The sequence below is a fragment of the Pseudomonas sp. NY15364 genome (genome assembly GCF_048068235.1).
GTDB classification, from domain to species: Bacteria; Pseudomonadota; Gammaproteobacteria; order Pseudomonadales; family Pseudomonadaceae; genus Aquipseudomonas; species Aquipseudomonas mendocina_D.
The window spans coordinates 162398-176903 of record NZ_JBLUPX010000003.1 but is presented as its reverse complement, the minus strand read 5'-3'; the positions used below and the strand labels follow the sequence as shown (position 1 = coordinate 176903).

10 protein-coding genes and 5 pseudogenes are annotated in these 14506 nt (G+C 63.8%); 11 read left to right on the top strand and 4 right to left on the bottom strand.

Annotated elements, in window-relative coordinates:
• The first annotated feature begins 197 nt into the window (after positions 1-197).
• From ACNFCJ_RS04395 to ACNFCJ_RS04370, 6 genes and pseudogenes are all read left to right on the top strand, one after another.
• Positions 198-1385: a thiolase family protein gene (locus tag ACNFCJ_RS04395; protein ID WP_416769997.1), complete on the top strand. Its 1188-nt coding sequence runs from the start codon at positions 198-200 to the stop codon at positions 1383-1385.
• Between the two features lie 32 nt (positions 1386-1417).
• Positions 1418-1579 (top strand): DUF982 domain-containing protein, encoded by a 162-nt coding sequence (locus ACNFCJ_RS04390; protein ID WP_372857508.1) that lies wholly within the window; start codon positions 1418-1420, stop codon positions 1577-1579.
• Positions 1528-2148, top strand: coding sequence for a LysE family translocator (locus tag ACNFCJ_RS04385; RefSeq protein WP_179574165.1), 621 nt, complete (start codon positions 1528-1530; stop codon positions 2146-2148). The genes ACNFCJ_RS04390 and ACNFCJ_RS04385 overlap by 52 nt, the downstream gene beginning before the upstream one ends.
• A 63-nt stretch (positions 2149-2211) precedes the next feature.
• Positions 2212-2607, top strand: a pseudogene (locus ACNFCJ_RS04380) (LysR family transcriptional regulator); the annotation flags it as partial.
• 3 nt (positions 2608-2610) lie between these two features.
• Positions 2611-2829 (top strand): annotated as a pseudogene (locus tag ACNFCJ_RS04375) (LysR family transcriptional regulator); the annotation flags it as partial.
• 46 nt (positions 2830-2875) lie between these two features.
• Positions 2876-3151: pseudogene (locus ACNFCJ_RS04370) on the top strand (FAD-binding oxidoreductase); the annotation flags it as partial.
• A gap of 196 nt (positions 3152-3347) precedes the next feature.
• Here the strand turns inward: ACNFCJ_RS04370 and ACNFCJ_RS04365 are convergent.
• A pseudogene (locus ACNFCJ_RS04365) lies at positions 3348-3752 on the bottom strand (SDR family NAD(P)-dependent oxidoreductase); the annotation flags it as partial.
• Between the two features lie 242 nt (positions 3753-3994).
• Between ACNFCJ_RS04365 and ACNFCJ_RS04360 the strand changes: the two are divergent.
• The gene (locus ACNFCJ_RS04360) at positions 3995-4480 is read left to right on the top strand and encodes a hypothetical protein (RefSeq protein WP_143505934.1); all 486 of its coding nucleotides are present in this window, start codon (positions 3995-3997) and stop codon (positions 4478-4480) included.
• Between the two features lie 107 nt (positions 4481-4587).
• On the opposite strand, the gene ACNFCJ_RS04355 is transcribed toward ACNFCJ_RS04360, so the two are convergent.
• Positions 4588-6759, bottom strand: a complete 2172-nt coding sequence (locus tag ACNFCJ_RS04355; RefSeq protein ID WP_416769993.1) for a TonB-dependent receptor plug domain-containing protein — start codon at positions 6757-6759, stop codon at positions 4588-4590.
• A gap of 199 nt (positions 6760-6958) precedes the next feature.
• On the opposite strand from ACNFCJ_RS04355, the gene ACNFCJ_RS04350 reads away from it, so the two are divergent.
• A complete protein-coding gene (locus ACNFCJ_RS04350; protein WP_416769991.1) occupies positions 6959-7849 on the top strand; it encodes an NAD(P)-dependent oxidoreductase in 891 nt (296 codons plus the stop codon).
• Positions 7846-8631, top strand: coding sequence for a hydroxypyruvate isomerase family protein (locus ACNFCJ_RS04345; protein WP_416769989.1), 786 nt, complete (start codon positions 7846-7848; stop codon positions 8629-8631). The genes ACNFCJ_RS04350 and ACNFCJ_RS04345 overlap by 4 nt, the downstream gene beginning before the upstream one ends.
• A 155-nt stretch (positions 8632-8786) precedes the next feature.
• Here the strand turns inward: ACNFCJ_RS04345 and ACNFCJ_RS04340 are convergent.
• A pseudogene (locus tag ACNFCJ_RS04340) lies at positions 8787-10972 on the bottom strand (putative bifunctional diguanylate cyclase/phosphodiesterase).
• Positions 10973-11386: 414 nt separating this feature from the next.
• Positions 11387-12364 (bottom strand): zinc-dependent alcohol dehydrogenase family protein, encoded by a 978-nt coding sequence (locus ACNFCJ_RS04335; RefSeq protein ID WP_416769988.1) that lies wholly within the window; start codon positions 12362-12364, stop codon positions 11387-11389.
• A 171-nt stretch (positions 12365-12535) separates the two neighbouring features.
• On the opposite strand from ACNFCJ_RS04335, the gene ACNFCJ_RS04330 reads away from it, so the two are divergent.
• Together ACNFCJ_RS04330 and ACNFCJ_RS04325 are read left to right on the top strand one after the other, a co-directional pair.
• A complete protein-coding gene (locus ACNFCJ_RS04330) occupies positions 12536-13237 on the top strand; it encodes a substrate-binding periplasmic protein (protein ID WP_416770102.1) in 702 nt (233 codons plus the stop codon).
• Between the two features lie 83 nt (positions 13238-13320).
• Entirely contained in the window at positions 13321-14466 is a 1146-nt protein-coding gene (locus ACNFCJ_RS04325) for a PQQ-dependent sugar dehydrogenase (RefSeq protein WP_416769986.1), read from the top strand.
• Positions 14467-14506: the final 40 nt, after the last annotated feature.

Below are 14506 nucleotides of genomic sequence, written 5' to 3'. Positions count from 1 at the left end.
TTAATCGCGGCTGAAGCCGCTCCTACGAGTCGTCGCCATCGGCAGGAACGTGGGAGCGGCTTCAGCCGCGATGCTTTCGTGTTGCTCCCGGTGGCCCCGACATCGCCCCGTATACGCCAGATCAATGATGGTCGTACCCGGGGATGGGCTGGATTTATCTTCACGTCATTCGTCATCCAATAACAACGAGGTGCGTCATGCGTGAAGTGGTGATCGTCGATAGCGTGCGGACTGGCCTGGCCAAGTCCTTCCGCGGCAAGTTCAATATGACTCGGCCGGATGACATGGCCGCTCACTGCGTCGATGCGCTGCTGGGGCGCAACGGCATCGATCCGAAGCTGGTCGATGACTGCATCGTCGGTGCCGGCTCCAATGAGGGCGCGCAGGGCATGAACATCGGCCGCAACGTCGCCGTGCTCTCACGCCTGGGCAACCCGGTGGCGGGCATGACCCTCAACCGCTTCTGCTCCTCGGGCCTGCAGGCCATCGCCATCGCCGCCAACCAGGTGGCGTCCGGTTGCAGCGACATCATCGTCGCCGGTGGCGTCGAGTCCATCACCATGACCCTGAAAAGCATGAACATGGACAACCTGTTCAACCCGTTGCTGCAAAAGGACAACCCCGGCATCTACTACCCCATGGGCAAGACTGCCGAGATCGTCGCCAACCGCTACGGCATCACCCGTGAAGCCCAAGATGCCTATGCCTTGCAGAGTCAGCAGCGTACCGCGCGCGCTCAGACCGAAGGCCTGTTCGCCGATGAAATCGTGCCGATGACGGTGAAGTATCAGCTCGAAGATAAGGCGACCGGCGAGAAGAAGATCCTCGACGGCGTGGTCGAGGCCGATGACTGCAACCGCCCTGACACTACCCTGGATTCACTGGCCAAGCTGCAACCGGCGTTCGACCCGGCTGGCAGCGTGACGGCCGGCAACGCCTCGCAACTGTCCGACGGCACTTCCATGACCCTGGTGATGAGCCTGGAAAAAGCTCTGGAACTCGGCCTGACACCCAAGGCCTATTTCCGCGGCTTCACCGTGGCCGGTTGCGAGCCGGACGAGATGGGCATCGGCCCAGTGTTCTCGGTGCCCAAGCTGCTCAAGGCCAAGGGCCTGAGTGTGGCCGACATCGACCTGTGGGAATTCAACGAGGCGTTTGCTTCGCAGTGCCTGTACTGCCGCGACACGCTCGGGATCGACAACGAGAAGTACAACGTCAACGGCGGCTCCATCTCCATCGGCCACCCGTTTGGCATGACCGGCTCGCGCCAGGTCGGCCACCTGGTGCGTGAGCTGCAGCGCCGCGAACTGCGCTACGGCATCGTCACCATGTGCGTTGGCGGCGGCATGGGTGCTACGGGGCTTTTCGAGGCGTATCGCGGATAAACACCGCTGGCACCACCGGCAACACGCATCGCATGAACGAACCGCGGTCCGCGCGGCGTACCCTACGACATCGCTGGCCCCACGACGGCCAGCGATGCGCTGTTTATACTCGCGCTCTGCCCAGTGTACGGAGCGCCTGCCGATGCCCTTTGCCGAAAACCTCATCGCCTTCACCCTGGCGGCCACGCTGCTGACCCTGACGCCGGGGATCGACACGGCGCTGGTGCTGCGTACCGCAGCTGTCGAGGGCCGGCAGCAGGCGTTTCGTGCGGCGCTGGGCATCAATGCCGGTTGCCTGCTCTGGGGCGCGGCGGTGGCCTTCGGCCTCGGCGCGCTGCTGGCGGTATCCGAATTCGGCTACAACCTACTCAAGTATTGCGGTGCGGCGTATCTGGCCTGGCTCGGGCTGAACATGCTGCTGCGCCCGCGCACCTCATTGGCTCCGGCGCAGGCCGGCGGCCAGTCCGGTGCCAACTGGTTCCTGCGCGGCCTGCTGGGTAATGTGCTCAACCCCAAGGTGGGGATTTTCTACGTGTCCTTCCTGCCGCAGTTCATTCCGCAGGGGCAGCCGCTGATTGCCTGGACATTCGGTCTGGTGGGCATCCATGTGGCGCTCAGCCTGGCCTGGGCGCTATTGCTGATCGGCGCTACCCAGCCGCTCGGCCACTGGTTGCGGCGCGAGGTGGTGATCAAGTGGATGGATCGCAGCACGGGGCTTATCTTCGTCCTCTTCGCCGCGCGTCTGGCCTTGAGCCGGCGCTGAGTCCGGAGGTGGCCTCGTCATGAGGTCCGCTGCGTCGGTGTAACAGAAAACCAGGCGGTGACGATGGATCGGTTTCAGGAAATGAGGGTGTTGCTGGCAGTGACCGAGGCCGAAAGCTTCGCCGGTGGCGCCAAGCTGCTGGGCATTTCGCCGCCTAGCGTGACCCGCGCCATCGCGGCGCTGGAGGCGCGCCTCGGCACGCTGTTGCTGGCGCGCAGCCTGCGTTTGACCGAGGCCGGCCAGCGTTATGTCGAGGACTGTCGACGCATCCTGCTGGAGCTGGAAGAAGCCGAGGAACTGGCCGCTGGTGGCAGTGTGCGGCGGCGTGGACGCCTCACCGTGACCGCACCGGTGATGTTCGGCGAGCTGTGCCTGATTCCACGCATTGCCCAGTACCTCGACACCCACCCGGATGTGGAGGTCAATGCGCTGCTGGTCGACCGCGTGGTGAACATGATGTAGGTGGGTATCGACGTGGCCCAGGCGGGCAGCCTGGCCGCTGCTGCTCGCCAGTTGCAGCTGTCGCAGGCCACGGTGATGCGTACCCTAGCTGCGCTGGAAAGTCGTCTGGACAGCACCTTGCTGCTGCGCGGGCCGCGAGGTGTGAGCCTGAGCGCGGCGGGTACCGCTTTCGCCGACAGTTGCCAGCGCATTCTGCAGCGGGTTGAGGAGGCCGAGCGCTAGGTGACCGGCCTGCATGCCAGCCCCGTCGGACAACTCGAACCTCTTCGAGGGTACCGAACGGCTATGGACCCTCGACGTCGAGCAGGTGGTGCTGCGTCCGGCCGCGACCTCATTGCGTTGGGCCTTCGAGGAATATGCACCGACCAGCCTGATGACCGGCACCTGGGCAGAAACCGCTGCGCGTCTGCGCGAGCGTGAGCAGCGCAATCAGTGGCAGCGCTGGCGCGTGCTCAGCCTGCAGCAGGAGAGCGCCGATATCCGCTCGTTCGTGCTGGCACCGGAGCAGGGCGCTGCACCGCGCTTCGCCGCCGGTCAGCACGAAGTGGAGATCGGCTATCTGGCATCGCAGTTGTTACTGCCGCACGAATTGCCGAGGTACGTACCTGAAGGCTCGAGGTTCTTGCAACACATGGTGCAGTGTTTACGTGATTGGCCGTTGAGGGATTGGCGAGGCTTGCGGGTTGCTGAGGGGGCGGCTTCGGTGGCTCGGGTGAGGGCGCAGGGAGCGCTGAGCTGAGCGCCGTCATGTCCGCGAACACCTTGTTCAGGTCCGGCATGTCGCGCACGGCGCCGCCGAGAAAATCCGTCTCGATCGCGCCGGGTGCCACGGTATTGACTGCTATACCCCGGCTGCCCAGCTCCTTGGCCAGGTAGACGCTCAGCACCTCTAGCGCTCCCTTGACGGCCGAGTAGGCGGCAAAGCCCGGGTAGGCGATGCGTGTCAGCCCAGAAAAGATATTGACGATACGAGCGCCGTCGGCCATCAGCGGCAGCAGTACCTGGGTGAGGAAGAACACCCCTTTGAAGTGTACGTTCACCAGTGCGTCGAACTGCGCCACGGTGGTCTCGGCAATCGACGCCATGTCCCCGTACCTGGCGTTGTTGACCAGGTGATCGAAGCTGTCGCGCTGCCTGGTGTCGCGTAGCGCCTGGCGCAGCAATGCATAGCCGTCGTGGTGGAGTTGTGCGCGGTCCGTCATGGTCAGGCTCCCGTCATCCATGCATCCCGAACAAAACAGGTGGAAGTCGAAGAAGAAATCCCGTTCTTCAATGCATGACTCTCCGTCTGCAAATTCAGGCGCAGGCCATGACCAAGACTGAATACAATGGCGCCTGAACTTTCCGCGCCATGCACATGGCTGTATCGAACGAGGAACGCCCCATGGCCTCCCCAGACAAACAGAAGAAGCGCGCCCAACGGGCCAAGACCAAGGCCAAGCAGAACCGCATGGGCAAGCCCAAGGCGCAGGCCAATGTCGTCCACCCGATTCTCGCCAACCCGCTGATCAACGAGCCGTTCGATGATGTCGAGCTCGACCTGAGTACCTTCGATTTCAAGGACATCGAGGAAAACGGCTTCGACCCCGCGCACTTCGATGACCTGTTCCAGGCGATGAAAGCCGGCGAGGGCATCAGCCTGCTCGCCCTGTGCCTGATATTCCTGCAATACCCGGTGCTGGAACTGGTGGTTGCCGAGGAGTCGGAAGAGGCTGCGACCGATTTCATGATGGGCCTGCTGATCGTCTACCGCGGCATCTTCCACGATGAAGACGAGGACGCTGCGATCACCTGGATCGGCAGCGAAGCCTTCCAGAGCGCCTATAACGAAGCGTCGTTGATCCTGCAGAAGAAGAACGCCCGCGTCTGATTCATTTCTGCAGTCTGAATCTGTAGGAGCTTGATGCCGACGCTACCAGAACGAAAAAAGGCCCCCGACGCTGGCGCATCGGGGGCCTCTGAGTGGCGCGCGAACAATCAGAACGCGGTTTGCACGCGCACGTAGAAGGTGCGGTAGGTGCCTTCCTCGGTCAGGCTGTTGCTTTCCAGCAGGCCATTGGCGCCGTAGGTCGTGGCGCGGCTGTCCTCGTTCTGGGCGAACAGGTTGAGCACCGACAGGTTGAGGCTGGTGTTCTGGCTGAGTTGGGTGCGCGCGGAGATATCGACACGGCCAACTGCGTCCTGGTCATTCTCTGCCGTCTTGCCCGAGCTCAGTCGGTATTTCTGGTTGTAGCCGCTGTTCCAGTTGTAGTTGACGCCGAAGGTGGTGCGCAGGCTGGCCAGGTAGTAATCGGCGCCAGCATTGAACAGGTAGTCCGGCTGATCGAGGAAGCGTCGGGTTTCGCCGGTGGCTTCGCTTTTCAGGCGGGTGTGCACGGCGGTGGCGTTGGACCATAGCGTCAGTTGCGGCAAGCCGAGCACATCCAGTGGCGCGCGTGCTTCCAGTTCCAGGCCGCTGGCCTGGCCGTCGCCGGCGTTCTCCGGGCGGCTCAGCCAGCGGCCGTTGTCCTGCTCGCTGAGCACGTTTTCGATCTTGTCACTGAACTGGCGGTGGAACAGGTTGGCCGAGAGCAGGCCGCGCTGGTCGTTGAAGAAATGATCCAGCCCCAGGTCGACGCCCCAGATGGATTCCGGTGTCATCCCCGGGTTACCACCGGTATCGGGCCGGGCCAGGGTGCCGGAGTCAGTGGTGACGGTCGGGCTCAGCTCGCGCAGATCGGGTCGGCGCAATGTGCGGGCGATACCCAGGCGCCAGTCGGTGTTGGCACTGAGATGGCCGAGGTAGCTGATCGACGGCAGGGGGCTGAGCTTGCTGGTCTGCTGCTTGGCACCGTTGAAGTCGCGGGTGCGGGTGTGGGCGTCTTCCAGGCGCAGGCCGTAGGTCAGGCTGTCGCCCCAGGGCAGCAGCCAGGTGTCCTGGGCGAACAGGTGAGTGATGTCTTCACGGATCTGGTAGGTGCGCGCGGCATTGATGGGGCGGACGGTGCCGTTCTCAATGTTGCTGTTGTCTTCCTCGCGAGTCTCGCGGCGCGCTCCGGCGCCCCATTCGAGGCTGTGGGCGTCGAGCAGCGTCTTCACCTTGAGGGTCGGCGAGACCGAGGTCATGTGGATGTTCTCGTCACGCAGGCGCGTGCGATCCAGGGTGCCGTTGGCCCGGTAGCGTTTGGCGTCGCGGGTGGTGTCCTCGTCGGCCTTCTGCAAGTCGAGGCTCAGCAGCAGCTCGGTGTCGTCGCTCCACTGGTGCGTCCAGTCGCTGAGCAGGCCGAGGTTGGTGCGCTTGCGCTCGCGATCCTCGAACTCGGTTCGACGCACCGCGTTCTGCGCAGTTTCCAGCTCGGCGGCGATGTCGTCGCGGTATTCGGTGGTCTTCAGGTAATCGAGCTGGAAGTTCAGGCGGTTGTCGTCGTTCAGGCGCAGCTCCAGCGACGGCAGGAAGTTGCCTTGCTCGAAGCGACGCTCGTTGCTGCCCAGTTCACCGCCATTGGCGCCGCTGTTGCTGAACACCAGCGAGTCCTTGCTTTCGTTGCGGCGCTGCAATTGCACGCCGCCGGCCAGGTTCAGCGTGACGTTGTCGTTGCCCAGGCTGTAGAAGACGGTGGCATCCCCCAGGCCACCGTTGCTTTCCATATGCCCGGCGCCGATACCGATCTCGCCATTACCGCCCTTGACGCGCTGCTTGAGAATGATATTGACGGTGCCCGCAGCGCCCTGGCCCTCCTGGCTGGCCAGTGGCGAGCGGATGATCTCCACACGCTCGACCAGCGAGCTGGGGATGCGATCCAGCTGCACGCTGCGCTTGGAGTTGGCATCGAGTATGCGCCGGCCATTGACCAACACCTGCGCATACTCCGGGCCGATGCCGCGCAGTTGCACTTCACGGGCACGGTTGGCGCCGGCGAAGGAGACACCGACCAGACGGCGCAGGGCATCGCCCAGCGGCTGGTCGCCAAACTGGTTGAGTTGCTCGGCCTCGATCACCGTTTTTGAATGGCTCGCATTGCGTCTTTCCGCGTGGGCGCGCTGCACGGCGTCCTCGATGGGGGCGCTGGAGATTTCCATGGCTTCCAGGCTGATGACTTGGGCGGCAAGCGGTGCGCTGCAGCTGGCAAGCAGAAGACCCAGCAGAGCGTTCTTATTCCTGTTGTGCATGATGGCTCTTATCGTTTTAGATTTAATTAATGATAATTATTACTAAATGTATAAATCAATCATGCGCATAAGTATTTTGCGAGGCGGCGGGCTGAGGTCTGTGGCCGAGATCGCGGGACTGATCGATGAAAGCTCCAGACGAAGCCCCCGTCGCGGTTAGTATTGGCTGATCGATTTTTCACTGCCTCTGGAGCCTTGTATGACCGCTTCACTGCCTGCCATCGCCTTCGCCGGTATCGGCCTGATGGGTCTGCCGATGACCCGCCGCCTGCTCGCTGCCGGCTACCCGCTGACACTCTGGAACCGCACGCCAGACAAATGCACGTCGCTGCTGGAGCAGGGCGCGTACCGCGTGGAAAACCCTGCCGATCTGTGCCGCGATGCCAATGTGGTGATGCTGTGCCTGGCCAATACCGAGGTGGTACGCGAGGTGGTGTTCGGTCCGGGTGGGATCGTCGAAGGGGCAAGGCCGGGGCAGCTGCTGGTGGATTTCTCCAGCCTGGAGCCGGCTGCTACCCGTGAGATGGCCGCTGAGCTGGAAGCGCGCACCGGTATGCGCTGGGTGGATGCGCCGGTTTCCGGCGGTACGCCAGGGGCCGAGGCTGGTATCTTGGCGATCATGGCCGGTGGTCGTGAAGAAGACGTGGATCGCGTGCGCCCGATTCTCGCGCACCTGGGCCAGCGCCTGACGCGCATGGGCGAGGTCGGCGCGGGGCAGGTGACCAAGGTGTGCAATCAGATGATCGTCGCTTGCAACGCCCTGGTGATCGCCGAAGTGGTGGCGTTGGCCGAGCGCTCGGGCGTCGATGCCAGCCTGATCGCTCCAGCACTGGCCGGTGGTTTCGCCGACTCCAAGCCGCTGCAGATTCTGGCGCCGCAGATGGCGGCCAGCCAGTTCGAACCGATCAAGTGGCACGTGCGCACGCTGCTCAAGGACCTCGATACGGCGGTCAAACTGTCCCGCGAGCAGGGCAGTGCCACGCCCATAAGCGGCCTGGCCGCACAGTTGATGCGCCTGCACGGCAGCCAGGGCAATCTGGAGCGTGACCCGGCCACCCTGGTGGAAATGCTGCGGGAGCAATGCCCATGAAGATCGCTGCCAATCTGTCCATGCTGTTCACCGAGCTGCCACTGCGCGAGCGTGTGCTGGCGGCGATGACGGCGGGTTTCGAGGGTGTGGAAATTCAGTTCCCCTACGAATTGTCAGCGGTCGCGCTGAAAGAGGTGCTGGAGTTGACCGCGCTGCCGTTGGTGCTGATCAACGTACCGGCGGGCGATCTGATGACGGGGGGGCCCGGCCTGGCAAGCGTGCCGGCGCGGCAGGTGGAGTTCGACACCGCGCTGCAGGAGGCGCTGACCTACGCCGCCATGGCGCGCCCGGCCTGCATCAACGTGCTGCCCGGCCGCCTGGCTGAAGGCGTGAGCCGCGAGCAGGCGCTGGATTGCCTGGCCGCCAACCTGCGCAAGAGCGCCGAGGCTTTCGCGGCGCTGGGAATTCGCGTGCTGGTGGAGGCGATCAACCCCATCGACATGCCAGGTTTCCTGATCAATACACCTGAGGATCTGGATGCGCTGCTGCGCGCGGTGGATCACCCGAATCTGGCCGCGCAGTACGACCTCTACCACATGGCGCGCCAGGGAGTCGACGTGGCGGCAGGCATGCGCCTGCTGGCTGGACGCATCGGCCATGTGCAGTTCGCCGATATGCCGGGGCGCGGTGCGCCGGGGACGGGGGAATTGGCCTTTCCGGCGCTGCTCGGTGCGTTGCGTGACAGCGGTTACAGCGGCTGGCTGGGCGCCGAGTACAAACCGGGCGAGGTGGGCACGCAGGCCAGCCTCGGCTGGTTGGCGCAGTGGCAGCAGCGCACCTAGGGGCGCTGTGCGCAGCGCGATTCACATGGTGGGTGGCTGGACCGGTGATGGGTGTTTGGCTCGGTGCGCATGGCACACCCTACGGCGTATCGGCGTATCGGCGTATCGGCATTTGGGTAGGGTGCGCTGTGCGCACCGGATGTTTGCTCAGGATCCTAGAACCGCGTGCCGACCCGCTCCAGCGGCCGGTAATGCGGTGGGAATAGGGCGACAATTTCATCCAGCGGTACCGGTTTGCTGAACAGATAGCCCTGCACCTGGTCGCAGTCGCGCTCCTGCAGGAACGCCAACTGTTCGGCGGTTTCCACGCCTTCGGCGACGACCTTCAGGTGCAGGGCGTGGGCCATGGCGATGATGGCGTGGACGATCTCGCGGTCCTGATTGGAGTGGGCGACGTCCTGGATGAAGGAGCGGTCGACCTTCAGCGTATCCAGCGGTAAGCGGCGCAGGTAGGCGAGCGAGGAATAGCCGGTGCCGAAGTCGTCGATGGACAGGCTGACGCCCAGCGCGCGGATGTCTTCCAGCAGGCCGATGGCGCGGTTGATGTTGCTCAGCAGAGCGCTCTCGGTTACCTCCAGCTCCAGGCAGTGCGCGGGGCAGCGGGTTGCGTTCAACAACTGCTCGATGCGTCCAGGTAACTGGTCGTTGGCCAGGTTCAGGGCCGAACAGTTGACCGCGATCTTCAGCCCTGGATAGCCCATGTGATCGAGGCTGTTGAGGTCCAGGCAGGCGCGGCGCAGCACCCAATTGTCGAGCAGGTCGATGAAGCCGTTGGCCTCGGCAATGGCGATGAAGCGCTCCGGTGTGAGCAGGCCGTGCTGCGGGTGATGCCAGCGCACCAGGGCTTCGAGCTTGCTCAGCTCGCCGCTGCGCAGATCGATGATCGGCTGGTAGTAGAGAATCAGCCCGTCATCCTGTTGCAACGCCTGGCGCAGGTCTTCTTCAAGTTGCAGCTCGTACGAGGCTTTCTGCTTCAGGTGCGGGTTGAAGAAGTGCACCACATTGCGGCCGCTGCCTTTGGACTGATACAGCGCCAGATCGGCATGTTTGAGCAGTTCGTCGGTGCTGCTGCCGTCCTGTGGGAACAGGCTGATGCCGACGCTGGTGGTCATCACGATCTTGCGCCCGGCCAGGCCAATTGGCTCCTTCATGTGCTCCAGCATGCGCGCAGCCAGGGCGCGTGGGTCGGCAGTGCTGTCGAGGCTGGCGACCACGCAGAACTCGTCGCCGCCGAAGCGCGCGATGATGTCGCGCTCACGCAACGCGCTGCGAATGCGCTGTGCCACCACGCGTAGCAGTTCGTCGCCGGCATCGTGGCCAAGGCTGTCGTTGATGCGCTTGAAGTGATCGACATCGAGAAACATCACCGCCAGGCTGCGGCCGGTCACCGCGTGCTCCTCCAGGGTGGCAGCGAAAACCCGGTTGAAGCCACGGCGGTTGAGCAGCTCGGTCAGTGGGTCGATATGCGCCACTTGCTCAAGCGAGGCCTTGGCCTGATCGAGCTGCACCAGCAAGGTGTTGACCCGCTGCAGGTCGCGCTCCTTGTCGTCGAGCTTGCGTCCAGCCCAGGCTGCGGCCAGGCTCAGGCCGAGAATCAGCAGGGTGATGGAGGCGACGATCAGCACCAGTTGCACGCTATTGTCGGCGCTGCGCAATTGCAGTGCAGTGCAGTGCCGTCCGGCACCACCAGGTTGAGCGCGCTCATGCCGGTGTAGTGCATCGAGGCAATGGCCGCGCCCATCACCAGCGCTGCCGAATATTTCATCCAGCGCTGTCGACGCGGCGAGCCATGGCGTACATAGCGGTTGAGCAGCAGCGCGGCGAAGCTGGCGCTGATGGCGATGACGATGGACAGGGTGAACAGGCCGCCGTGGTAGTAGGCCTGAGCATCCGAGCGGATCGCCGCCATACCGCTGTAGTGCATGGCGCTGATACCCAGGCCGATGATGCTGGCGGCCAGCAACTGTCGGCTCAGGCCGGGGCGCGGCATGACCATGTAATAAACGGCGAGAAGGGCAGCGGCCAGGGCCACCAACAGCGACAGCACCGTGGTGGCAAGGTCGTAGCGAATGGCGACAGGCGCCTGGAACGCCAGCATGCCGATGAAGTGCATGGACCAGATGGCACCCGCCAGGCACAGCCCGCCGAGCAGGCCCCAGATCAGACGCATGCTGCGTCTTTGCACCTGGTCGAGATGGCGGGCGATGGTCAGTGTACTCAGGCTGCCGACGCTGGCGATGACGTACGAAAGGGCCACGAGCCAGGGATCGTGTTGGCAATCGAGCAGGAGCCGTCCCTGTTCGGGCATATCGACAAGAAAGCGGATCGAGAGTCCTTCCATAGCCATCTCCCCCCGCCTCGCGGCGGTGTGAGCGTCCAATTCGATGAATTACAGACTTACATTGCCAGTCAGTCGGGCATTGGTCAAAAGATGACCGGCTCCATTGTTCTAGCACGGAATAAAGCCCTCTGCCTTATGTCTGCCGGCTATCAGCTTGAGTGGCGTCTGCCGACATTGGCTTGCATAGAACGAGGGCGTGGCTGCAGGCGTGTTGCGCCAAGGACATGGATATCCGTAAGCCGGGTTCAGGCCCAGGAGGATGGCGCCAAGGCAGCGGGTGCAGGGCGCATTGATGTGCATGAGAAGCGGGCCGCGTTATCACGGTGGGCCGGTGAACGGCGCGCCCTCAGGAGGTAGGCGCACCGTTTGAACGTCGGAGTCAGGGTGCGCTGCCCGCACCAATCACCCGCGGCATCAGGGCACCAGCAAAATCTTGCCGTCGCGCTCGCCGCTGGCGGCTGCAGCCACGGCTTCCTTGATGTGTGCCAGATCGTAGGTGGCCGCAACGCGCGTCTTCAGCTTGCCGCTGGCGATCAACTGCACCAATTCGCCGAACACCTTCATCTGCTGCGCCTGGCTGGCCTGCTGGAACCACTTGGCCAGCCAGAAACCGCGCAGGGTCACGTCACGGAACACGAACGAGGCCGGCGATACCTGGCAGGCCTGTCCACTCATCATGCCGTAGTTCACCAGCACGCCGCCGTTGGCCAGGGCTGCTGCCAGGTTGTCGGTGCTGACGCCACCGACCGCGTCGATACCCAGGCGGACTTCAGCGCCGCCAGTGGCTGCGCGCACGCGCTTGGCCAGGTCCGGGCCATCCACCAGCACCAGGTCACCGCCCTCGGCCTCGACAGCGGCAATGGCCGAATCACGGCGCACCACGTTGATGGTCTTGAAACCGCGCAGCTTGGCCAGCTGAATCAGGTAGCTGCCGACACCCGAGTTGGCGGCGTTCTGGATCACCCAGTCGCCTGGCTTGAGGTCGACGAACTCGCTGAGCAGCAGCGAGGCGGTTGGCGGGTTGACGGTAAGCATGGCCAGTTGCAGCGGGTCGGCATCCGGCAGCGGGATGAGTTTCTCTGCCGGGGCGTTCAGGGCCGTGACCCAGGTACCGCAGCCGACCGGCAGCAACACGGTCTGGTCGACCTTGAAGTTGCTGACGCCTTCACCAAGTGCCTCGATCTTGCCGACGCCTTCGTTACCGCCCACGGCCGGCAGTGGCGGCAGCATGCCGTAGGCGCCGGTCAGGGTCAGTACGTCGGACGGGTTGATCGGTGCAGCCAATACCTTGACCCGCACCTGCCCGGCAGCGGGCTCCGGCAGTTGCAGTGGCACTGCGCTGATCACGTCTTGCGGTACCGGGCCGCGCTGTTGGTATTCGGCTTTGAGCATGGTCTTGGTCTCCTGAAGGCAGGCGCAAAATGCGTGCAGCCAGTCTAGCCTCGATAGGGCAAAGCGGAATGAATCAGCCGGCATCCACTCTGGTTATGACGGTGGTCAGGCGTCTATGCTCTGGCGGGTCCGATAACGAGGTAGACGATGGTCAGATGGTGGCTGGGATTGATGCTGGCGTGCCTGAGCGCAACGGTTGCGGCCGAGGTGCTGCATGTCGGCTTTGGTACGCACAAGCCGCCTTATGTCTACGAAGGTGAGCCGCGCGGCCTGGAATATGAGCTGGTGGAGCGTGCTGCGCGCAATGCCGGTTTTGAGTTGACCGCCTATTACGCGCCCATGGAACGTCTGCACCTGATGCTGCGCCGTGGTGAGATCGACGCCATCACCACCACTCATGAGCGCAGTGGCGTGCAGGCCTTCTATTCGGACGTCTACATCCATTATCAGAACGTGGCAGTGGCATTGGCCAAACGCGGTTATCACATCGAGCAGATTTCCGACCTCGGCCAGTACGCGGTCAGTGCCTTCCAGCGTGCACGACTGCTCATGGGCCCCGAGTTCGAGCGCATGGCCATGAACAACCCGCGCTACCGCGAGGAGGCGCTGCAGATCAATCGCAACCGCCTGCTCTACAGCGGCCGTACCGATGTGGTGGTGGGCGACAAGCGCATCATCCGCTACCTGGATCGCGAGGTGAACGACCAGGTCGACGTCACCCAGCCACTGGCCTGGTTCGAGATATTTCCGCCGACGTCATACCGCGTCGGCTTTCGCCGGGATGAACAACGTCGGCGCTTCGACGAGGGGCTACGCCTGCTGCGTGACTCCGGCGAATACCAGCGTATCGAGCAGCGTTACCTGACGGACTGAAACCTGAGGAAACTTTTACGGGGCTGCCACGGCTCGGGGGCTGTTGCACTATGGCCGCTTGTCTGATGCCTGGAGACGCCACGATGCCGCGCCTGAAACCCCTCGCAGCCCTCGGTCTGGTCGCCCTGTTCGGTTACCAGTACAGCTTCGCCGAAGATCGGCAACTGAGCTCCGAGCTGGGGCCGCTGAGCGTTCACACCGTCGCTGAAGGTCTGGCCAACCCCTGGGCCGTCGCCTGTCTACCGGAGGGGCAGGGGTATCTGGTGAGCGAGCGGCCAGGCGCCTTGCGTCGGGTAAGTGCCGAGGGCGAAGTGTCCGAACCACTGCGCGGCGTGCCCAAGGTGTTCGCCGTTGGCCAGGGTGGCTTGCTCGACGTGGTGTTGTCGCCGGACTTCGCCAAGGATCGCCTGGTCTATCTGTCCTACGCCGAGGAGGGCGACGGCGCCGCAGGTACGGCCGTAGGGCGCGGCAAGCTGTCGGCCGATGCCTTGGCGTTGGAAGGCTTCGAGGTGATCTTCCGCCAGCAACCCAAGCTGTCCAGCGGCACGCACTTCGGCTCGCGGCTGGTGTTCGACCGTGACGGCCACCTGTTCATCGCCCTGGGCGACAACAACAATCGCCCTACCGCGCAGGACCTCGACAAGCTGCAAGGCAAGCTGGTGCGGATCTTCCCGGACGGGCGCATTCCTGAGGACAACCCCTTCACCAGCCGTGACGGCGCGCGCGAGGAAATCTGGTCCTACGGCCATCGCAATCAGCAGGGCGCGGCACTCAATCCCTGGAGTGGCCGCTTGTGGACCCATGAACACGGCCCACGTGGTGGCGACGAAATCAACATTCCCGAGGCCGGTAAGAACTACGGCTGGCCGCTGGCGACCCATGGCATCAACTATTCGATGCTGGCGATTCCCGAGGCCAAGGGCAAAACCGTGGAGGGCACCGAACCGCCGCATCATGTCTGGGAAAAGTCACCGGCCATCAGCGGCATGGCGTTCTACGATGCCGAGCGTTTCCCGGCCTGGCAGCACAGCCTGTTCATCGGCGCGCTCTCCGGTCAGGCGCTGATTCGCCTGCAGCTCGACGGCGACAATATCACCCATGAGGAGCGGTTGCTGGAGTCGCTGAACGCACGGGTACGCGACGTACGGCAGGGGCCGGACGGCTATATCTATGTGCTGACGGATGCGCCGAAAGGGCAGTTGCTGCGCCTGGGGCTGGCGAGCGAGTAAAGCAGGAGGGGGAGAGGCTGGGTGCGCATCGCGCACCCGA